This window comes from Lactobacillus sp. PSON (genome assembly GCF_052615405.1).
Genome location: NZ_JBQXFW010000007.1, coordinates 1 through 21116, shown reverse-complemented (window position 1 = coordinate 21116; position 21116 = coordinate 1). Strand labels below are relative to the sequence as shown.

General features: G+C 33.4%; 20 protein-coding genes and 1 other annotated feature. Of the genes, 17 read left to right on the top strand and 3 right to left on the bottom strand.

The genetic code is table 11. The features are described 5' to 3' along the window. The first annotated feature begins 33 nt into the window (after positions 1–33). From ACTHPI_RS07115 to ACTHPI_RS07090, 6 genes are all read left to right on the top strand, one after another. Positions 34–798: a TrmH family RNA methyltransferase gene (locus ACTHPI_RS07115; RefSeq protein WP_445353476.1), complete on the top strand. Its 765-nt coding sequence runs from the start codon at positions 34–36 to the stop codon at positions 796–798. 100 nt (positions 799–898) lie between these two features. Then, positions 899–1246 carry a winged helix-turn-helix transcriptional regulator gene (locus tag ACTHPI_RS07110; RefSeq protein ID WP_445353475.1) on the top strand — a complete coding sequence of 116 codons (348 nt, stop codon included), beginning with the start codon at positions 899–901 and terminating at the stop codon, positions 1244–1246. Between the two features lie 40 nt (positions 1247–1286). Next, positions 1287–1494 (top strand) — a binding site (T-box leader). A gap of 36 nt (positions 1495–1530) precedes the next feature. After that, positions 1531–2580 (top strand): phenylalanine--tRNA ligase subunit alpha, encoded by a 1050-nt coding sequence (gene pheS, locus ACTHPI_RS07105; protein ID WP_445353474.1) that lies wholly within the window; start codon positions 1531–1533, stop codon positions 2578–2580. After that, a complete protein-coding gene (pheT, locus tag ACTHPI_RS07100; RefSeq protein WP_445353473.1) occupies positions 2580–4994 on the top strand; it encodes a phenylalanine--tRNA ligase subunit beta in 2415 nt (804 codons plus the stop codon). The genes pheS and pheT overlap by 1 nt, the downstream gene beginning before the upstream one ends. A gap of 82 nt (positions 4995–5076) precedes the next feature. Beyond that, complete coding sequence (gene greA, locus ACTHPI_RS07095) at positions 5077–5553, top strand: transcription elongation factor GreA (RefSeq protein ID WP_144355534.1); 477 nt, start codon at positions 5077–5079, stop codon at positions 5551–5553. A gap of 65 nt (positions 5554–5618) precedes the next feature. Next, positions 5619–6530, top strand: a complete 912-nt coding sequence (locus tag ACTHPI_RS07090) for an L-lactate dehydrogenase (protein ID WP_445353472.1) — start codon at positions 5619–5621, stop codon at positions 6528–6530. Between the two features lie 65 nt (positions 6531–6595). Here ACTHPI_RS07090 and ACTHPI_RS07085 read toward each other — a convergent pair whose 3' ends face one another. Both ACTHPI_RS07085 and ACTHPI_RS07080 read right to left on the bottom strand, forming a co-directional pair. After that, positions 6596–7519: an N-acetylglucosamine kinase gene (locus ACTHPI_RS07085; RefSeq protein WP_445353471.1), complete on the bottom strand. Its 924-nt coding sequence runs from the start codon at positions 7517–7519 to the stop codon at positions 6596–6598. A 103-nt stretch (positions 7520–7622) separates the two neighbouring features. After that, positions 7623–10196, bottom strand: a complete 2574-nt coding sequence (locus tag ACTHPI_RS07080) for a YfhO family protein (protein WP_445353540.1) — start codon at positions 10194–10196, stop codon at positions 7623–7625. A gap of 88 nt (positions 10197–10284) precedes the next feature. On the opposite strand from ACTHPI_RS07080, the gene ACTHPI_RS07075 reads away from it, so the two are divergent. From ACTHPI_RS07075 to ACTHPI_RS07025, 11 genes are all read left to right on the top strand, one after another. After that, positions 10285–12378 (top strand): peptidoglycan D,D-transpeptidase FtsI family protein, encoded by a 2094-nt coding sequence (locus ACTHPI_RS07075; RefSeq protein WP_445353470.1) that lies wholly within the window; start codon positions 10285–10287, stop codon positions 12376–12378. A gap of 76 nt (positions 12379–12454) precedes the next feature. Next, complete coding sequence (gene rpmG, locus ACTHPI_RS07070) at positions 12455–12604, top strand: 50S ribosomal protein L33 (RefSeq protein ID WP_144355530.1); 150 nt, start codon at positions 12455–12457, stop codon at positions 12602–12604. A gap of 58 nt (positions 12605–12662) precedes the next feature. Then, positions 12663–13229, top strand: coding sequence for a 5-formyltetrahydrofolate cyclo-ligase (locus tag ACTHPI_RS07065; protein ID WP_445353469.1), 567 nt, complete (start codon positions 12663–12665; stop codon positions 13227–13229). A 9-nt stretch (positions 13230–13238) separates the two neighbouring features. Further along, a complete protein-coding gene (locus ACTHPI_RS07060) occupies positions 13239–13919 on the top strand; it encodes a rhomboid family intramembrane serine protease (RefSeq protein ID WP_445353468.1) in 681 nt (226 codons plus the stop codon). Further along, positions 13919–14143: a YqgQ family protein gene (locus ACTHPI_RS07055; protein ID WP_445353467.1), complete on the top strand. Its 225-nt coding sequence runs from the start codon at positions 13919–13921 to the stop codon at positions 14141–14143. The genes ACTHPI_RS07060 and ACTHPI_RS07055 overlap by 1 nt, the downstream gene beginning before the upstream one ends. 53 nt (positions 14144–14196) lie before the next feature. Next, a complete protein-coding gene (locus ACTHPI_RS07050; RefSeq protein WP_445353466.1) occupies positions 14197–14595 on the top strand; it encodes a rhodanese-like domain-containing protein in 399 nt (132 codons plus the stop codon). A 61-nt stretch (positions 14596–14656) separates the two neighbouring features. Then, positions 14657–15577, top strand: coding sequence for a tRNA (adenosine(37)-N6)-dimethylallyltransferase MiaA (miaA, locus tag ACTHPI_RS07045; protein ID WP_445353465.1), 921 nt, complete (start codon positions 14657–14659; stop codon positions 15575–15577). Further along, the gene (locus ACTHPI_RS07040) at positions 15570–16829 is read left to right on the top strand and encodes a methionine gamma-lyase family protein (protein ID WP_445353464.1); all 1260 of its coding nucleotides are present in this window, start codon (positions 15570–15572) and stop codon (positions 16827–16829) included. Before miaA ends, ACTHPI_RS07040 begins: the two co-directional genes overlap by 8 nt. Before the next feature lie 196 nt (positions 16830–17025). Then, positions 17026–18363, top strand: coding sequence for a type I glutamate--ammonia ligase (gene glnA / locus ACTHPI_RS07035; RefSeq protein ID WP_445353463.1), 1338 nt, complete (start codon positions 17026–17028; stop codon positions 18361–18363). A 173-nt stretch (positions 18364–18536) separates the two neighbouring features. Continuing rightward, positions 18537–19955 (top strand): DHA2 family efflux MFS transporter permease subunit, encoded by a 1419-nt coding sequence (locus ACTHPI_RS07030; protein WP_445353462.1) that lies wholly within the window; start codon positions 18537–18539, stop codon positions 19953–19955. A gap of 102 nt (positions 19956–20057) precedes the next feature. Continuing rightward, a complete protein-coding gene (locus ACTHPI_RS07025; protein ID WP_445353461.1) occupies positions 20058–20510 on the top strand; it encodes a hypothetical protein in 453 nt (150 codons plus the stop codon). Between the two features lie 89 nt (positions 20511–20599). Here ACTHPI_RS07025 and ACTHPI_RS07020 read toward each other — a convergent pair. Beyond that, positions 20600–21116, bottom strand: a 517-nt coding sequence (locus ACTHPI_RS07020) for an NAD-dependent epimerase/dehydratase family protein (RefSeq protein ID WP_445353460.1), incomplete at its 5' end; no start/stop codon positions are given.

Genomic DNA, 21116 nt, shown 5'->3' with positions numbered 1-21116 from the left:
TCTATAAAATAGTTTAAGAAGAAGGAGATTCCTATGCAACAAATAAGTTCAGTTAATAATAAAACAATCAAAGATTTAGCAAAGTTAAATAAAAAGAAATATAGAGAAGATAGTGGGCTTTATATTATTGAAGGGTTTCATTTGATTGAAGAGGCTTTAAAGTCTGGTAAGAAGTTTCAATATCTTTTAGGTACAGATGAGGCTCTTTCTAAAGCTGAAAAGATGGGTGTAGATATAACTAGTAAAACAGTTATTTTAATTAATAAGGCAATTGCTAGACATTTAAGTGATACTAAAAATTCTCAAGAGATTTTTATGGTACTTAAAATAAATCAGCCAAAAAACTTTTCATTTAATTATGGTAAGTGGGTCTTGCTAGATAATTTAGCTGATCCTGGTAATGTAGGGACTATTATTAGAACTGCTGATGCAGCAGGATTTGATGGGGTAATTTTATCTCCTGAAAGTGTGGATTTGTACAATCCTAAGACTCAACGTTCAATGCAAGGTAGTCAATTTCACATTGATTTAATTAAGAGAGATTTGAGTCAAGTTATTGCTGATTTTCAAGAAAATGGTATACCGGTTTATGCAAGTATGCTAGATAAAACAGCTAAAGAATTGTCTGACTTTGAAAAAGTGTCCCAGCTTGCTTTAGTAATTGGCAATGAAGCTCATGGTGTTAGTGATTTGATTAGTGAAATGAGTGATGAAAAGTTGTATATTCCAATTAAGGGTCAGGCTGAATCATTAAATGCGGCAGTGGCTGCAGGCATAATGATTTATCATTTTGCCTAGCATAGCACTTGTATTAAGTAAGTAAATTACTTATAATAAGTATATAGATTTATATTCTATTTTTAGTAGCTAAAATTTGGGTTATTAGGGGGAATTTGTTATGTCTCAAACAGTAAAAGAAAAGGCTAAAGATGGCTGTAAACCTGAAAACTATGAATTATGTGGACATTTCATTAATGCCTTTCAAATCATTGGCAAGAAATGGAATGGTTTGATTATTAGTTCCTTGTGTGATGCGCAAGATATGCGTTTTAAAGATTTAGCACATTGTATTAATGCATGTTCTGATAGAGTTTTAGTTGAAAGACTGAAGGAACTTGAAGGAGAAGGAATCGTTAAGAGAAGCGTTTCTGAAACAGGAATTATTTCTTATGGTTTGACTAAAAAAGGAAATGATTTGAAGCCTGTTTTTGATCAAGTTCATAATTGGGCAGATAAGTGGGTCTAAAAAGACTTGCACATTTTAGAAAAAAGCCGTATCCTATTATTTAATTACTAAGATCAAGACTAGTAGCAGATGATTCTTATTCAGAGAGGTTTTTTAATTAGCTGAAAGGAAAACTTAAGAAGAGTCTGTGAATTTCATCTTGGGAGTAGAATCTAATCAATTCCGGTATTTCACCGTTATCGAAATCTTGAGTGTAGGTGTTTTTATGCACCTAAACAAGGGTGGTACCGCGAAGCTTCGTCCCTATTTGGGATGAAGCTTTTTTTATTTGAAAGGAAATGTTTATGGACTTATTTGATAAGTTAAAAGAACTTAAGGAAGAGGGCCTTAATGATATTAAAAAGGCTACTGATGAAAAGAAGTTAAATGAAGTTCGTGTTGAGCTTGTTGGTAAAAAAGGTGAACTAACTAAAATTTTGCACTCGATGAAAGAAGTTGCACCTGAAAATCGTCGAGAAGTTGGACAAAAAGTTAATGAATTACGTGATTTATTTAACGCTCAGTTAGATGAGGCAAAGGAAAGTATTGTTCAAGCTCTTATTAAAAAGCGCCTTGAAGAAGAAAAAATTGATGTAACTTTGCCTGGTAGAAAAGCTCACCTTGGTTCAAAACACCCAATTAATATTATTTTGGATGATTTGGAAAGTTACTTCATCGGAATGGGTTATAAAGTTGTGCAAGGCCCAGAAATTGAAACTGACCACTATGTTTTTGAAATGATGAACTTGCCAAAAGATCACCCAGCACGTGATATGCAAGCAACATTTTATATTGATAATGAAAACTTGCTCAGAACCCAAACTTCAGGTGATCAAGCTAGAGTTTTAGAAAAGCATGATTTTTCTAAAGGTCCTCTTAAGATGGTAGGTCCAGGTAAGGTATATAGAAGAGATGATGATGATGCGACTCACTCACATCAATTCATGCAAATGGAAGGTTTAGTAATTGACAAAAATGTTACTATGAGTGATCTTAAGGGAACTTTAGACATGATTGCTAAACATGTATTTGGTCAAGATCGTGAAACTCGTCTTCGTCCAAGTTACTTCCCATTTACTGAACCATCAGTTGAAATGGATGTATCTTGCTTTAATTGTGATGGTAAAGGTTGTCCTGTCTGCAAGTACACTGGTTGGATTGAAGTATTAGGAGCTGGTATGGTTCACCCTAATGTTTTAGAAAATGCTGGTGTTGATTCAAACGTTTATGGTGGATTTGCATTTGGTCTTGGACTTGATCGTTTTGCTATTTTGAAGTATGGCATTGACGATATTCGTGACTTTTACACTAATGACGTTCGTTTCTTAGAACAATTCCGCAAGGAGGGAAATTAATGTTAGTTTCTTACAATTGGTTACAAGATTTTCTTGATTTAAATGAAGATCCAAAAGATTTAGCTGAAAAAATTACCCGTACAGGTGTTGAAATTGCTGATGTAATTCATCCATCCGAAGGTCTTAAAAAACTTGTAGTAGGTCATGTTGAAGAATGTGAAGCAGTAGAAGGTACTCACTTACATAGATGTATGGTAGATATTGGTGAAGAAGAACCAATTCAAATCGTCTGCGGAGCTCCTAATGTAGCTGCTGGAGAAAATGTTATTGTTGCTCTTCATGGTGCAAGAATTGCCGGTAATGAAAAAATTAAGCGTGGTAAAATCCGCGGTATCAAGAGTAATGGTATGATTTGTGGATTACAAGAAATTGGCTTTAGCGATAGTGTTGTCCCTGAAAAATATGCTGACGGTATTTTTGTTTTCCCAGAAGATGCGGATGTTAAGCCTGGTGAAGAAGTTTATGATGCACTTGGCATGAATGACTACATTTTAGATTTTGATATTACTCCTAATCGTGCTGATACTTTATCAATGGAAGGTGCAGCTTATGAAGTTGGTGCAATTGTTGAACAAAAGCCTAAGATTGAAGAAGTTGTTTTAAAAGAAGACGGCACTCCTTGGAGTAATCAACTTGCTGCAACTGTTGATGAAAAACTTGCCCCTAAATTCTACTTACGTAAATTAACTGGGGTAAAAGTAGCAGAAAGTCCACTTTGGATGCAACGTAGACTTTGGAATGCAGGTATTCGTCCAATTAATAATGTAGTGGACGTGACTAATTATGTAATGCTTTTAACTGGTCAACCAATGCATGCTTATGATGCACGTGCTTTTGAAAATGGTAAGCTTGAAGTCAGAAAAGCAAATAAAGGTGAAAAATTAACTCTTCTAAATGATAAAGAAGTTGATTTAGATGAACGCGATATTGTTATTACTGATGGTGAAAAGCCAGTAATGATGGCTGGAGTAATGGGTGGTCTTAACTCAGAAATTACTGATGATACTACTGATGTAATTTTAGAATCAGCAATTTTTGATCCAACTTTAGTTAGAAAATCTGCCCTTCGTCATGCTAACCGTACAGAAGCTTCAAGTCGCTATGAAAAAGGCGTAAACTGGGACAATACCGAAAAGGCTATTAATATGGCTGCTCTTTTATTAAGAAATGATGCTGAAGCTACAATTGAAGAAGGTATTATTAAAGCAAGTGATCAAAAGCGTGAACCAGTAGTCATTACGACAACTCCAGATTACATTAATAAAGTTTTAGGAACTAAAATTTCAAATGATGAAATGCTTGAAATTTTTAATCGTTTGAATTTTGAAGCAAAAATTGACAATGGTAAATTAATTGTTAATGTTCCTAATAGAAGATGGGACATTTCTATTCCAGCGGACTTAGTTGAAGAAGTTGGACGAATTTATGGTTATGATAATTTGGAATCAACTCAACCTCTTCTTGCAGAAACTCACGGTGGCTATTCAGAAACTGAAGAGATGATGCGTCGAATGAAGCAAATTGTTGAAGGACAAGGTTTAATGGAAGCAATTTCTTACTCACTTACTTCACCAGAAAAAGCTCTTCGTTATACCAAGGATCAAAAACCATTAGTTGAAGTTGAGATGCCACTTAATTCAAGCAGAAGCGCAATGCGTGAAAACTTGATGACCGGTTTGATGGATGCGGCTAGTTACAATATGGCTCGTAAACAAAAAGAATTGGCTCTTTATGAGCAAGGTCGTGTTTATGATTTTGAAAATGGTACTTTCAATGAACATGAACACTTAGCTGCACTTTATTCTGGCAATACTTTTACAGATAATTGGCAACATGTAAATCAAAAAGTTGATTTCTACTTTGTTAAGGGTCAATTAACTAATTTATTTACTGCAATTGGTATTGATGAAAATAGAATAGAATATCAAGCTGCACAAATTCCGGGTATGCATCCAACTAGAACTGCAGCAATTTATATTGATAAGCAATATGTTGGAATGATTGGTATGATTGCTCATAGAATTACCATGTTTGAAAAAGCAACGCGTGGAAGTGAAATCTATGGTTATGAATTAGATTTGGATACTATTATTCCTATGCTTACTAAGGGAATGACTGCTAAAGCCGCACCAAAATTCCCAGCAATTGAACGTGACCTTTCTATCTTAGTAAACAAAGACGTTACTAACCAAGATATTGAAAATGTTATTAAATCTAATGGTGGTAAGTATCTAGTTAGCCTTAAGGTGATTGATGTTTATGCAGGTAATCATATTGAAGCTCATAAGAAGAGTTTAGCTTATAACTTGACCTTCTTGAATGAAAAGGATACATTAACAGATGAAGTTGTAAATAAGGCAATGGATGATATTATGGTAGCTCTCAAGAATGATCTTGAAGCAAAAATCCGTTAGTAGTTGACAATCTTAGTCTAAACTAATATCATCTATCAGTGCATAAAGAATTATTAATTTCAATTTCTAAGGAGAATAATTTATGGCTGAAAAATCATTTCCAATGACTGCTGAAGGTAAAGAAAAACTTGAAGCAGAATTAAAAGATCTAAAGTTAGTTAAGCGTCCTGAAGTTATTCAACGTATTAAGGTAGCTCGTTCATATGGTGATTTATCTGAAAACTCAGAATACGATGCAGCTAAGGATGAACAAAGTCACTTGGAAGACCGTATTGCCCAAGTTGAAGAAATGCTTAAGTATGCACAAGTTGTTGATGCTGATGCAGTAGCACCTGATGAAGTAGCAGTTGGTAAAACTATTACTTATACTGAAGTTGGAGAAGATGACCCAGAGACTTACACTATTGTAGGTAGTGATGAATCAGATCCATTGAATGGTAAGATTTCTAATGATTCACCAATTGCTAAAGCTCTTTTAGGTAAGAAGAAGGGTGAAACTGTGTCCATTACTACTCCAGGTGGTAAGTTTGACGTAGTTATTAATGAAGTTAAGGCTTAAAAAAATGGACAAGGGTGAACCTTGTCCATTTTTTATTATTTATGTAAGTTAGAAAGGAAACTATTATGAGAAAAGTTGGAATTATTGGAATGGGACATGTAGGTGCAACTGTTGCTTATACATTGTTTACTCATGGAATTGTCGATGATTTAGTTTTATTTGATAAAAATGAAGATAAGGTAAATGCAGAATATAATGATTTACATGATACTTTAGCTCGCAATAATTATTATGTAAATGTTATTCAACAAGATTGGGATGCATTAGAGGATGCAGATATTATTGTAACTGCATTTGGTGATATTGCAGCTAGTGTAAAAAATAATGATCGTTTTGGTGAATTTAGTTTAAACGCCAAAAACGCTCGTGAAGTCGGTGAAAAGATTAAAGACTCGGGTTTTCATGGGGTTTTAATTAATATTTCTAATCCTTGTGATGCAGTAACTTCAATTTTACAAGAAACTACTGGTCTTAAAAAGAATCGTGTATTTGGTACAGGAACTTTCCTTGACACTGCTAGAATGCAAAGAATTGTAGGGGAAGAATTGATGCAAGATCCTCGTAATGTTGAAGGATTAGTATTAGGAGAACATGGTTCTTCACAGTTTACTGCTTGGTCAACTGTAAGAGTGAATAACAAGATGGCCTTGCAATTGTTTACAGAAGATCAACAACAAAAAATTAGTGCACAATCAAATAAAAACTCTTTTATTGTAGCAAATGGTAAAGGTTATACTAGTTACGCAATTGCTACTTGTGCAGTAAAATTAGTTGAAGCTGTTTTTAGTGATGCAAGACTTTATGCACCAGTATCAGTTTATAATCCAGAATTTAAGACATACATTGGCTATCCAGCAATCATTGGTCGTGATGGAATTGAAGAATTAGTTGAACTTAAATTAACAAGTGATGAACATGAAAAACTTGAAAGTTCAGCTGATAAAATTAAGCAACACTTAGAAGATTTAAGCAGATAAATAATTTACAAAACAAAAAACATGGTGATTTTTTCACCATGTTTTTTGTTTACATTAATTAACAATTAACGGTCTTCGTGGTTAGTGAAGTAACGATAGTCTTTACTCTTATCGTACATTACGCCACGAGCATTTTCACCATTTGATACTGAGAAGATAGCATCTGGGTATTTAGCTTTAACTTCATCTTCAATTAAACCACGCATCATAGCATTATTAGCTAAAACTGAACCAGTTAATGCAATCTTCATTGGCTTAGGATCTTCATATCTGTCAAGACCAATAATAATATCACGTGCTAAAAGATGAGCTTGTTCTTCAATAATCTTGGTTGCATCAGGGTCGCCATTATCGGCAAGCTTTGCAACATGAACAGCCATTGAAGCTACTTCTGAGTTAGCCATCTTATAGAATTTAGCATTACATTCATCCATATGTTCAACACCGAAAAGCTTAGTAAACATTGGAATAAGAGCGTTATCTTCACGCTTGTCCCAGCTAAGAAGGGCAGATTGCATAGCACTTTTAGCAATTGCATAACCACTACCTTCATCACCTAAAATAGCACCATAACCACCAACAGCAATAAGGTGACCGTTTTGAAGGCCATTAAATACTGAACCAGTACCAGCAATAACTAAAGCACCGTCATCACCTTCAAGACCACTATAAAGAGCTAAAAGTGAGTCTGTAATTGCACGAGTTGGTAGATTATTGATTTTTGAAGAAATTGTTGCAGCTACTTCTGGTGCGTTACCAACAACTGAAAGTCCAGAGATACCTGCAAGAACACGCATACAATCGCCGTCAATTTTATCTAATAATTCATTTACTGCACTAGCAATATTATTAATACCCGCTTCATAATCAGTATTAATTTGACCTGGACCGCTTTCTGCGCGTCCAAGTTCCTTACCGTCTAAATCATAAGCAATAGCAGTAGAGTGAGTACCACCTGCATCGACACCAATTTGGTATTTAAGAGTCATAACTAATCTTCTTTCCATATTAAATTTATTGTGAACGTATACATTTTATTACAAAACAATGTTCTAGGTCTAGTAAAATTTGTTTTGTTAGCGTTATCAAGTACTAAACTTTTGTCTTTCTTAATATTATTAGAGTAATTAGAGATAAAAATAGTCCAACAATTAATGCAAAAGGAATATAGACAAAGATAATTTGATGGCTGCCTTTATTAATATGCACACTTAAAAAAGTATCTACAAATGATTGCAATTTTAATAGATGACCATTATCAAAAACTAGCCAATTTTTACTATAAGGAATAGTTGTAGCTAGAGTTTTTGACTTTTTTGTTTTGACAAAAGCAGATAAAACTATAGGATTGATTTGCTTGATTTTAGGTTGATATTTATTAAATTCTTGCATTGACTTATTTAATTTTTGGGTTTGTAAGTGCCATAGACTAAGCTCAGAGAGATTTAGAGTAGGATTTTTAGGATTAAATACAATATGTAAGTTTTGTCCTTTTTGATTGTTAGCCACATTAATTAGTCTAGCTTGGCTGTCACGAGTTTCCATAACTATTTCAGCGCCGTTAACAAAAAGACTGCAATCTTGTGCGCTTAAAGTGGCAGGTAATTCAAGATAATATGAGTCATTAGTTTTAAGTTTTATATTGAAGCTGATTTTACTTGCTTTAGTTTTCTGTTTCTTAGAATATTCCATCCAGTTGCCGGGAGTTTCACTTAAATTCGTCAGTTGTCCATTTGGAAGGATAATTCTGGTAAAAAGTTGTTCATCATTATTAGTTATATATCTATATAGTCGTTCTTGATTAGTTATTGGAGCATTCGTGAAAAGATGTGGTTTGTGATTTTGCGAGTTGGTTAAAAACGCTAATGGAAGTGTGTTAGCATTTTTAAGCAAAAGTAACTGAGGAAATTCATGTACTAAATGGTAGTTGTCTAAATCTAAACGGTGGTTAAGATTATTAAAGGACATTTTTTGTGATTTTTTAATATTTTCAGCAACGTAATTGGGCTCAATATAATATCTAATTCCAAGTAAATCATCAGTTAATAGAGTTCCACCAAAATTAGTATAAGAATTACTATTATGAAGATACCCTAAATTAGCTAAAAGTGTTAATACTTTTTGATTGCTAATAGAGTTAAAATTAGTAATTCCATTGTAGTTGGCGGTGAATGGATCATCGTCAGAACGATAGAAAGTTTTTTCTGTGCGATATAATTCTGAATCGTATTTATTTAAATATGATGTTAAATTAGTAGTATTTTGGGTAAAATTTTGATAATCAGTATTTTTTTGATAGGAAAGATTATTTAAAGACAAAATCATGTTAATTATAATTTCTAAAATTACACTTGTAGCAAGAAATTGTGCACTAAATTTACTATATCCATAAATAAAAGTGAGAAATAAAATTCCAGCTATTAAGAAAAGTCCAGAAATAATTAAATTTGTATGGGTTATATAAGAAGAATTTTCTTGATTAAATGTCCAATAAATTATTAGAGATAGTGCAATGAGAGTAATAAATATTTTTTGCCATAAAAGAAGAGGAGTTTTTTCTTGCAAAAATATCATACCTAAATTGAGTGCAAAAAATATCCAAATAAAACTGAAACGTCCAGGATACCATACTGGAAATTGTCCCATATGCCAAAGTAAAACTAATGGTGTCCAGAATAAAGATGCTGTTAAAAATATGAATAGTACTCCATTAGAAAGTTTATTTTTCCAAGGGATATTTTTACTTAAGAAATAAGCTATTACTAAAAGTAAAAATGGCATTGTAATAAAAATATTAGGGAGACCGGATTCCATCTCTTGAAAATTATAGGCGCCATCACTTAATTTTAAAATTTGCTCATAAGGAGCAAATTGGAATCCCCATGAAAAATCAGTGCTAGTAGTTGCTTTTCCAGTTAGCATTTCAAAAAATGTTGGCAATAATGTGAATGAAGCCAAAAATGACCCAGAGATACTATTTTTTAAATAATTTAAAAAAAGTTTGACTTTGTCATTGAAAAAATAAATTTGACTTAGAAAATATAAAAAGCCAAAAAACAATGCCATAAATCCAGTATAAAAATTAGTAAACCATAATAAAAAAGTTACTAAAATCAAATGATTTTTTTGTTTGTTTAAATTTTTATCAATTGCACGAATAAGAAAAGGCAAAAGAATTGCTGAATCTAACCACATTAAGTTAAAATGATTTGCAATAATATAGCCTGAAAGTGCATATACTGAACTTGCACCAAGTGCAGCAAATTTATTATTTTTCTTGTTCCAATAATAAAAACTACTAAACCCACAAAAGCTGATTTTTAAAGAGATAATTAATAAAACCGCACTTGGAAGATTTTTTGAATTAAAAAAGATAAATAATAAATTAAATGGGCTAAGTAAATAATAACTACTTGTAGCTAACATAGATGAACCAAGTCCATTTTGAAAGCTATAAATAAAATTTAAAGGAGAAGTAAAGCTATGCTTTAAAAAAGCAAAAAAATCAATATATTGCTGACCAAGATCAACGGTTAAAATGTTACAATTATTTAGTAAAAAATAGCCAAAAAAGGCAAAAAACGGAATGAAGAAACTACAATAATAAAAGATAGTTTTTTTGTTGAATAAATTAAAAAATAAAGTTTTAAATTTTTGTTGAATCATATTAAAATTTATCAAAGCTCCTTATAGATTATAGAATTGTTAGGTACTTTTTGTTAAAATGTTTCTGTTTAGTGAGGGAAGATAACACGTGAATTATTTTAGAAAAAACAGTGGCACTGGTTCAAATAAACAGGCCTCAACACCAATTAGAATGAGAATCATTCTTGGAATTATCTTCATACTTTTTGCAACTCTTATTGGTCAACTTGCATATTTGCAACTGGCATATGGGTCACGCTTCAAGTCTGAAGTCCAAAAGTCTGATTCGACAGTTGTTTCAAGTCAAGTTCCCCGTGGCGTCATGTATGATGCTAAGGGGCGCGTCTTAGTAGGTAATAAAGCTAATAATGCCATTACTTATACTAAAGGTGCATCGACTTCGTCTGAACAAGTATACAAGATTTCGAACGCTTTGAGTAATTATATAAAAATTACTGATGAAAAACCGACCGAGCAGCAGACAATAGATTATTATTTGGCTGATCCGGTTAATTCCAAAGAAGAACTGGCAAAACTACCAGCTGCTCAAAAAGATAGTGATAAATTAACTCAAGCTCAAATAAATCAAAACTTGGATAATCAAGTTAAAAAACAAAATATTAAATTAACTGAAAGACAAAAAACAGCTGCTATGATTTTTAATAAAATTTCTGGTGCTTACACCTTGTCAACAATTTATATCAAAAATAAAGGTTTGACAAATAAAGAGATTGCTCAAGTAGGTGAACACTTATCAGATCTTCCAGGTGTAGGTATTGGTACAGATTGGCAGCGTTCTTATCCAAATGGGTCTTCAATTCAAAGTATCATAGGTTCTGTTTCTACTGAAAAATCAGGTTTACCTAGTGACAACTTACAATATTATTTAACTCAAGGTTATTCTAGAAATGATCGTGTAGGTACTTCTTATTTAGAAGAAGAATACGAGCCTCTTTTAAAAGGTACTAAGTCAACTAGTGAAGTTCAAACTAAAGCAAATGGAGATATTCAGCAAACCAAAAGTGTTTATAAGGGTCAAGCAGGTGCAAGTTTGATGCTTACAATTGATGCTAAATATCAAAAAGAAGTTCAATCGACTTTAAAGAGTGTTTATAATTCAGCTTTAAATGCTGGTGCAGCTAAGTATTCTAACGGAGCTTATGCAATTGCAATGAATCCAAAAACTGGAGCTCTCTTGGCAATTGCTGGTTTGAATAGAAACCCTAAAACAAATAAGATAACTGATAACGCACTAGGTGCAATTAATCAATCTTTTGTTATGGGATCAGTTGTTAAAGGAGCTACTGTTTCTGGTGGTTTAATTAATAATATTATTACACCAACAAATAATACTATGCCTGATACAGCAATTTATTTACCAGGTTCCCCTGTTAAAAAATCAGTCTACCCTGTAGGTACATTTAGTTCATTAGATGCTCCAAGTGCGTTGGAAGTTTCAAGTAACATTTATATGATGCAATTGGCTTTAAGATGGGTAAAGGCTAAGTATGTTCCTAAAACCTATATTCATATGCCAAGTGATGCTTTTGAAATTTTACGTAGAAACTTTAATATGTTTGGTTTAGGACAAAAAACTGGCGTTGATTTACCAGGAGAAGTTTCAGGTATTCAAGGTAAATCCTTTAATGATAAAGGACAAATTTTATCAGGTTCTGTACTTGACTTGGCATATGGTAACTATGATGCTTACACTCCAATCCAGTTAGTTCAGTATGTTTCAACAATTGCTAATGGTGGTTACCGTATGCAACCGTATGTAGTTCAATCGGTTGGTAAGACTAGTTCAGATGGTAATAAGATTTATATTGATTATAATAAAACACCAAATGTCCAACAAAAGATTCCTTGGACGCAAGATGAACTTGATGTGGTTCGTGATGGATTCTACCGTGTAGTTCACGGAACTAACGGTTGGGGTACTGCTCATAAATTGAAGGACGTAAAACCATCAATTTCAGGTAAAACTGGTACTGCTCAAACTTTCTACTATGATCCAGATAATCCTAATAGAAAGAATCCACCAGAACTTATTAACGCTACTTTTGTAGGATATGCTCCATCTAAGAATCCAAAATTAGCAATTGCTGTGGTATTTCCAGGACTTGACCCTGATTTAGAAGGTAGTTATACTCTTCAAGTAGCAAAAGCAATGGTTGAAGATTACTTTAAGTTACATAAGTAAGAAAAAAGACTGGTAAAATGTCCAGAAAAATGCTATTCTAATACAGTCAGAATAAAAATTGTAGGTGGTGAAAGAAATGGCAGATAACATCATTTTGGAATGCACCGAATGTGGTGACAGAAGTTACTTATCTAAGAAGAATAAGCGTAAGCATCCAGAACGCTTAGCTTTGAAGAAGTATTGCCCTGTTGAAAGACACGTAACACTTCACCGTGAAACTAAGTAATAAACCCGAAGTAGCAGGTCTATGTGCCTGCTATTTTTGTTATATGCATTGGTGAAAAATGAATAAACAAGATTTACGTAAATTACAAATAGAAAAACTTAAAGCCTTTGCGGATAAAGATGAAAAAAAGTTAGAAGATCAACTTCTACTTGAAAATTTAATGAAAACAGACTTATGGAAAAATAGTCAATCAATTGGAGTAACTTCTTCTTTGCCAATTGAAGTAGATACTTCAGAATTAATTGCTAGATTATGGGAAGAAGGAAAAGATGTTTATCTTGCTCGTGCTAATGATGATCTAGAACATTCACAAGATTTTTTGCAATATACTTATCAAAGTCATCTTGGAAAATCCAAATTTGGCGTTGATGAAGTAATTGATAAAAATGCCAAGATAAATAATCAGCTTGATTTGGTCATTGTACCAGGACTTGCTTTTGATTTAGGCACTCACGCAAGGTTAGGTTTTGGTGGAGGATATTATGACCGATTTTTGGCAAAGTATCCTACAAAAACCGTTGCGCTTGTTAATTCTCAAATGGCTTTTGAAAGAGCTGCTTGGAAGATTGAGAATACTGATATTCCAATTGACGTAATTATTACTCCAAATAAAATTATTGATTAGAAGGATTTTATGAACCGAAAAATAAATTTCACTGATACTTATGTTACTTTTGGCATTTTGATTGTTCTGCTCGCTGTATTTATTGGCGAAATTTTTATGGGTGGCTCAGAAAATAGTTATACTCTAATGAAAATGGGTGCTATGCAAAACTATGCAGTGGTAGCAGGACATCAATGGTGGCGTTTGTTTACTGCTCAATTTTTACATATTGGTGTACTACATCTAGTTTCAAATGCTGTCATTATTTATTATATGGGACAATATATGGAGCCAATGTTAGGGCATTTGCGATTTTTGGTTTTATATTTGTTGTCTGGAATTGGCGGTAATTTATTAAGCTTATCACTTGGAAGTGATACCACAATAAGTGCTGGGGCTTCTACTGCTCTTTTTGGATTATTTGGTGCAATGACTGCAATTGGTGTACGTAATATGAATAATCCAATTATTAGCTATTTGGGTAGACAAGCTTTTGTTTTAGCTATTATCAATATCGTGCTTGATTTATTTGCGCCTAATATTGATATTCAAGGCCATATTGGTGGTTTCATTGCAGGATTTTTACTTGCAATTGTACTAGGTGATAGAACTATGAAGAAATACAATACTAAGTGGCGCGTCTTAGCGGCAGCTGGATTGATTTTTTATGTTGTATTGACTGTTAGAACAGGAATGGTAATTAAATTCTAATGAAGACTCTATATGATGTGCAACAGCTATTGAAAAAATATGGTATTTTAGTTCATGTTGGTAAGCGGATTTGGGATATTGAGTTAATGGCAATTGAACTTGATAATATTAATCGAGCAGGACTAATTGATAAACATGATTACATGATGGCTAAGCTTGTTTTGAATCATGAACATGAAATTGAAGCTAAAAAAGAAAAAGACCCTAAAAATCATGGAATCTAATATTTTTTAGCGGTATCATATATAATATAGATTTTTTTAAGGAGTAGATCCTCATGACATTTTTATATATTTTAGATGCCGTCTTATTAGTTATTATTCTTGCCATTGCAGGTGTTTGGGCTTGGAATAAGATTCAAGCTAAACGTATTGGTGGAGCTCTTACTAATGAAGAATTTAAAGAAGGTATGAGAAAAGCCCAAATCGTTGATTTACGTGAAAAGGCACCTTTTAAACGTAAGCATATTGATGGGGCGCGTAATTTACCATATACTATGCTTAAGTACAATTACACGGAATTACGTCCAGATTTACCAGTTTATCTTTATTCAGATTCTTTGACAGTTACGCTTCGAGCTGGAAGATTTTTGAAAAAGAAGGGCTTTACTTCTATTCATTGGTTAAAGGATGGTTTTGAAAACTGGAAGGGACGCACTAAAGCATCTAAATATTAATTAAAAAAGCACGTTGAATATTTTTCATACGTGCTTTTTGTCTAAAAAGGAAAAGGAAGTTATGCAAAAAGTATTAGCCATAGTTGGTCCAACTGCAGTTGGCAAAACTGACGTAGCTATTAAATTAGCTCAAAAATTGAATGGAGAAATCGTCTCGGGAGACTCCATGCAAGTATATAAAGAAGTAGCAATTGGAACTGCCAAAGCAACTACAGAAGAACAAAATAAGGTTAAGCATTATTTAGTAGATACAAGGTCGGTTTTTCAGCCTTATTCAGTTAAAGATTTTGTTGATGAAGCTACTAAAGCAATCGATGAAATTTCCAAAAAGAATAAATTACCAATTATCGTTGGTGGAACGGGATTTTATGTAAATGCATTATTAAATAAAATGCAGCTAGGAGAGAAAACTCCAGAAGAAACTAGCATTACTAAGAAATGGGAAGATTACTTAAATGAAAATGGTCCAGAAAAGTTATGGCAACAATTGAATACTAAAGATCCAAAAGCTGCCGAAAAAATTCCTGTTGCAAATTACCGTCGGAGTTTACGTGCATTGACAGTAATCGATCGTACTGGTAAAAAGTTCTCTGAACAGCAGAAAAAGATTGAAGCTCGATATGATTATTTAATTATTGGGTTAAATTCTAACAGAAGTCAGATTTATGATCGAATTAATAAACGTGTTGATTTAATGATGGAAAAGGGAATGCTTGATGAAGCGAAATTTATCTATGAAAATCGCAAGCAAGAATATCAAGTTTTACAGGCTATTGCATATAAGGAATTTTTCCCATATTTTGAAAAAGAGCAAACTCTAGAAGAGGCAATTGAGCAACTCAAAACTTCTTCACGTAGATATGCTAAAAGACAACTGACATATTTTCGTAATAAGCTACCAGTAGAATGGTTTGAAGCATTAAATGATACTGATTATGAGGAAAAAATTTTAGAAAGAGTGGAGAAGTGGCAAAATGATTAATATTCCAGAAAAATTACAAAAACTAGTAGATGAAGCAGATGAAGAAATTGCTCCAAAGTTTAAAGAAATTGATGAGCAGATTTTTTATAATCAGGCAAAAGTTTTAGAAGCTTTTCAAAAAGAAGAAGTAGCTGAAGCTGACTTGAATGGAACAACCGGTTATGGTGATGACGACTTAGGCAGAGATAAACTTGATAGAATCTATGCACATGTATTTAAAACAGAAGATGCAGTTGTTCGTCCTCAGTTTGTTTCAGGTACGCATACTTTATTTACTGCACTTAGCGGAAACTTGATTGCTGGAGATACATTAACTTATCTAACAGGGATGCCTTATGATACCATGCAGGAAGTGATTGGTCTTACTCCAAATAAACAAGGAACTCTAATTCAGCGTGGAATTAATTTTTCATATGTTCCGTTAACTTCTGATGGCTTAATAGATTATCAAAAAGCAGAAGAAATTTTGAAACATGATCAACCTAAAATTGTTGCTATTCAGCGTTCTCGTGGCTACTCAACTCGAAAAACATATACAGTAAGCCAAATTAAAGAAATGATAGCTTTTATTAAAAAGGTAAGTCCAAATAGTTTAGTTTTTATTGATAATTGTTATGGAGAGTTTTCTGAAAAGCATGAACCAACTGAATATGGAGCAGATTTTATGGCTGGGTCATTAATCAAGAATGCAGGTGGAGGCATTGCCAAGATGGGTGGTTATGTTGTAGGGAAGCATGATTTAGTTGAAAATACTAAAATTGCTCTAACAGCACCTGGCTGCACTGATGAAGGAGCAACATTGAATCAATTGCATGATTTTTATGAAGGTTTCTTTATTTCTCCTAATGTTACAGGAATGGCTGAAAAGGGGATGATTTTTGCGGCAAGTTTATTTGCCAAAATGGGCATGAATGTCACTCCGGCTTGGGATGAGCAACGAAGCGATGTGATTGAAACTATTATTTTTAATGATCCTGAAAAAATGCAGAAGTTTGTGCAACAAGTCCAGAAAAATTCGCCAGTTGATTCTTTTGTTCGACCAGAAGCTTATCATATGCCAGGATATGAAGATAAAGTTATCATGGCAGCAGGGACTTTCGTATCTGGTTCAACAATTGAATTTTCTGCAGATGGTCCACTTCGTGCCCCATATGCAGTTTATATGCAAGGCGGTCTAAGCTATGCCCATGTTAAATTAGCAGTAATTAATGCTGTTAAGGCAACCTTTTTTGATACTAAAAATAGTAATTAAAAATATTGTTAAACTAGTAATTTTGCTTATTTTTTAATTTTGTTTAAGAAAATGTAAAGGCTATAAAAAAACAATAGACCAATTTGACATTTTAGAATTGGTCTGCTAGTATAATTTACAAGTTCTACAAAGAGAAAGAGAAATCTAAATAGGACCAGATCAATTTAACATTTATTTGATTTTTAGGTGAAAAATTATGAGTAAAACAGTTACAGCAGATGATATTAGAAAGAGCGTTGAAGAAAACGACGTTCACTTTTTGAGATTAGCTTTTACCGATGTTAATGGTACTCTTAAGGCCGTAGAAGTGCCAAAGAGTCAACTTGACAAGGTTCTTACTAATGATATTCGTTTTGATGGTTCTTCAATTGATGGCTTTGTTCGTCTTGAAGAAAGTGACATGGTCTTGTATCCAGACTTCTCAACTTGGTCAGTTCTTCCATGGAGCGATGAACGTGGTGGTAAGATTGGACGTTTGATTTGTTCAGTGCATAAGACTAATGGTGAACCATTTGAAGGTGACCCACGTAATAACTTAAAACGTGTTTTAAAAGAAATGACAGATATGGGCTTTTCAGACTTTGAAATTGGTTTTGAAGCTGAATTCCACTTGTTTAAGTTAGCAGAAGATGGTAATTGGACTACTGAAGTTCCAGATCATGCTTCATACTTTGATATGACTTCAGATGATGAGGGAGCTAGATGTCGTCGTGATATCGTTGAAACTCTTGAAAGCATTGGCTTTGAAGTTGAAGCTGCTCACCATGAAGTAGGTGATGGTCAACAAGAAATTGACTTTAAGTTTGATGATGCTTTAACTACAGCTGATCGTGTACAAACCTTTAAGATGGTTGTTCGCGAAGTTGCTAGAAAGCATGGCTTGTTTGCTACATTTATGGCTAAGCCTCTTCAAGGTGAAGCTGGAAATGGTATGCACACTAACATGTCACTTTTCAAGGATGGTAAGAACGTATTTTATGACAAGAATGGTGAATTCCACTTATCTGACACAGCTCTTCATTTCTTGAATGGTATTTTGGAACATGCTCGTGCAATTACTGCAATTGGTAATCCAACTGTTAACTCATATAAGCGTCTTATCCCTGGCTTTGAAGCACCAGTTTATATTTCATGGGCTTCAAAGAACCGTTCACCACTTGTACGTATTCCTGATGCTAATGAAGTTGGTACTCGTCTTGAAATGCGTTCAGCTGATCCAACTGCTAACCCATACTTACTTCTTGCAGCATGTCTTACTGCAGGTCTTCAAGGAATTAAGGAAGGCAAGATGCCAATGGACCCAATTACTTCTAATGTCTTTGAAATGACTGAAGAAGAAAGAGCAAAACTTGGTATTAAGCCGCTTCCATCAACTCTTCATAATGCAATTAAGGCATTAAAAGCTGATGAATTAATTCAAAATGCTCTTGGTGAACATTTATCACAAAGTTTTATTGATTCTAAGCAACTTGAATGGTCACAATATACTCAATCAGTTTCAGATTGGGAAAGAGAACGTTACATGGGCTATTAATTAGCCAAAATAAGTCGTCTGATGACGGCTTATTTTTTTGTCTAAAATGACTGAAAAATTAGAAATGTGCATTATTTATTAAAAATGGAGACGCTTACTTAAAAAAACACTTATGAAGAAAATTTTTTTCTGTTATAGTAATCAACGTCGCAAAAAGGAGGATTTTGTTTTAAATGAATAATACACAAAATGGTGGAATGAAAGCTCGCGTGAATGTAGAGCATCCATGGCTTACAATTTTGCCATTATTATTGGGCTCATTTGTGGGAATGTTTAGTGAAACGGCCCTAAATGTTGCCTTGCCTCAGCTTATGAAGGCTTTAAATGTAGGTGAATCTTCAGTTCAGTGGTTGGTAACTGGATATATGCTGCTATTAGGAATTTTTCTTCCTTTGTCAGGCTTACTTACAAGATGGTTGACTACTCGTCAATTAGTATTTATTGGCTTAGGAGCGTTTATTTTAGGTTCACTTATTTCAGGTTTTGGAATTAATTTTGCAATGGTTTTGATTGGTAGAATGATTCAAGGGATTGGAACAGGAATTATTTTGCCATTAATGTTTACTGTTGCAATGCTTATTTTTCCAGCTAGCAAACTAGGAACAGTTAATGGAATTTTAGCTTTAGTAATTATGTTTGCTCCAGCAATTGGACCAGTGGTAACCGGATTTATATTGGCTGCTGGATCATGGCAAGCGGTATTTTTCTCATTTGTAATTTTGTTAGTAATAGCCTTAATTATTGCTATTCCTTGTGTTAAAAATGTTAATAAACTTACAAAAACTAAGATTGACTTTTTATCAATTGTTTTATCTGTTATTGCATTTTCAGGGCTAATTGCAGGAGCAAGTTCCGCAAGCCATTCTGGTTGGGGTTCAGCTCAAGTTATTGTTTTATTAATAGTTGGTATTATTGCACTAGCTTGGTACATTAAGCGTCAACTTACAATTAAGAATCCCGTATTAAATTTACGAGTATTCAAATATCAAAATTTCATGTTAGGTGCAATTTTGATTATGATTGACTTTGGTGTTAATTTATCAATTCAATATCTTTTACCACAATATTTACAAAACGGATTATTAGTTTCTGTAGCAATGACTGGAATAATTATGCTTCCAGGTGGCTTGGTTACAGCTGCTACATCAGCTGTTGCAGGAAGACTTTATGATAATTTTGGTGCAAAGTGGCCAGCGAGAATAGGCTTCTTGATTGCAGCAATTGGAGCAGGATTATTTGCTTTTGTAAGTACGAATAGTCCAATTTGGTATGTAATTTTGGCTCACATTGTAGTAATGATTGGTGCACCACTTGCGCTTTCACCATCACAAACATCTGCTTTGAATACTTTAAAAGGACTTGAATCAGCAGATGGATCCGCAATTTTGAATACTTTACAACAAATTGTCGGAGCAGTTATTACAGCAGTTGTTACTAGTTTCTTGACAATTGGTAAGAATTCAATTAATGGTTCTAGTGCTTTTAAATTTACTAATGGTGTACACTATGGGATTTACTTTACAATTATTTTGGCAATAATTGGATTTATTGTTGCTTTATTTGTTAAAGATGATGGTAAATATACAGATTAATATTATTAAAGATACATTGATTGTAAAAAATCAATGTTTTTTTGTAGGAAGTAGAAGATTAGGGTAAAATAAATTAAAAGGTTATAGAAAAGAGGAGTTTTTATGGCAGAAGATTCTATTAATGTTGAATTTCAAGCAAGTGATGCTCGTAGTGTAAAGATGCTTAATCAGCTATATAATTATCATTTAGTTTTAAATGATATTGCTGTTAGGTTAAACGAACAGATCGGTAATTCTGAAGAGATTACGGTTCCTAACGAAGAAGATGTTAAAAATTTAAATGATATTTTTAGCAAATCTGTAGGTACTTTTACTGATATTACAAGTTCGTATGAAAATGTTGATAAGTATATTGAAAACTTTTATGGTAATACTAAGGACTTTGCCCAAGCTTTGGTTGAAGAATTGGTGAGATATAACAACGGAATTGCTGATATTGCGGATGTTGGTCTTGATGAGTATGACGAAGAAAAACTCAATAAATGGGTAAATAGCATGATGGAAGCTGTTATTAATACTAATGAAACCTTTAATAAATTAATTGGTAAGAATTAGTTAACAAAGAAAAAGGCTAGTAGTTTTTTACTACTAGCCTTTTTTGAGGGAGAAAATAATATTTGATTTTATTAGTAAAAAGTGTTTAATTACTTGTCTTCATAGCCCTTTGGGTGGCTCTTATGCCACTTCCAGGCAGTCTCAATAACATCATCGACATTTTCATGCTTTGGCTTCCAACCTAAAACTTCACGTGCTTTAGTTGAATCAGCTACTAAGCTGTCAGGGTCGCCTCCGCGGCGTGGTCCCATGATATAAGGGATGTCGATGCCAGTAACTTTCTTAGCAGCTTCCAAGATTTCTAAATTAGAATACCCTTGTGCAGTCCCTAAGTTAAAGACATCAGATTTGTTAGTTTTCATAACATGCTTAAGTGCCAAAATGTGGGCATCGATCAAGTCTTCTACTTGAACATAGTCGCGGACATTGGTGCCGTCTTTAGTATCATAATCATCACCAAAGATGGTAAAGTTTCCATCTCCTGCAATAGCACTCTTTAAAATGTTAGGAATAAGGTGAGTTTCAGGACCGTGATCTTCACCGATTGTGCCATCACTTGAAGCTCCTGCTACATTAAAGTAGCGCAATGCAATTGACTTAATGCCG

Coding starts and splice junctions, on each gene's coding strand:
- ACTHPI_RS07115 (WP_445353476.1), top strand. CDS start 34: ATGCAACAAATAAGTTCAGTTAATAATAAAACAATCAAAGATTTAGCA.
- ACTHPI_RS07110 (WP_445353475.1), top strand. CDS start 899: ATGTCTCAAACAGTAAAAGAAAAGGCTAAAGATGGCTGTAAACCTGAA.
- pheS (WP_445353474.1), top strand. CDS start 1,531: ATGGACTTATTTGATAAGTTAAAAGAACTTAAGGAAGAGGGCCTTAAT.
- pheT (WP_445353473.1), top strand. CDS start 2,580: ATGTTAGTTTCTTACAATTGGTTACAAGATTTTCTTGATTTAAATGAA.
- greA (WP_144355534.1), top strand. CDS start 5,077: ATGGCTGAAAAATCATTTCCAATGACTGCTGAAGGTAAAGAAAAACTT.
- ACTHPI_RS07090 (WP_445353472.1), top strand. CDS start 5,619: ATGAGAAAAGTTGGAATTATTGGAATGGGACATGTAGGTGCAACTGTT.
- ACTHPI_RS07085 (WP_445353471.1), bottom strand. CDS start 7,519: ATGACTCTTAAATACCAAATTGGTGTCGATGCAGGTGGTACTCACTCT.
- ACTHPI_RS07080 (WP_445353540.1), bottom strand. CDS start 10,196: ATGATTCAACAAAAATTTAAAACTTTATTTTTTAATTTATTCAACAAA.
- rpmG (WP_144355530.1), top strand. CDS start 12,455: ATGGCAGATAACATCATTTTGGAATGCACCGAATGTGGTGACAGAAGT.
- ACTHPI_RS07065 (WP_445353469.1), top strand. CDS start 12,663: ATGAATAAACAAGATTTACGTAAATTACAAATAGAAAAACTTAAAGCC.
- ACTHPI_RS07060 (WP_445353468.1), top strand. CDS start 13,239: ATGAACCGAAAAATAAATTTCACTGATACTTATGTTACTTTTGGCATT.
- ACTHPI_RS07055 (WP_445353467.1), top strand. CDS start 13,919: ATGAAGACTCTATATGATGTGCAACAGCTATTGAAAAAATATGGTATT.
- ACTHPI_RS07050 (WP_445353466.1), top strand. CDS start 14,197: ATGACATTTTTATATATTTTAGATGCCGTCTTATTAGTTATTATTCTT.
- miaA (WP_445353465.1), top strand. CDS start 14,657: ATGCAAAAAGTATTAGCCATAGTTGGTCCAACTGCAGTTGGCAAAACT.
- ACTHPI_RS07040 (WP_445353464.1), top strand. CDS start 15,570: ATGATTAATATTCCAGAAAAATTACAAAAACTAGTAGATGAAGCAGAT.
- glnA (WP_445353463.1), top strand. CDS start 17,026: ATGAGTAAAACAGTTACAGCAGATGATATTAGAAAGAGCGTTGAAGAA.
- ACTHPI_RS07030 (WP_445353462.1), top strand. CDS start 18,537: ATGAATAATACACAAAATGGTGGAATGAAAGCTCGCGTGAATGTAGAG.
- ACTHPI_RS07025 (WP_445353461.1), top strand. CDS start 20,058: ATGGCAGAAGATTCTATTAATGTTGAATTTCAAGCAAGTGATGCTCGT.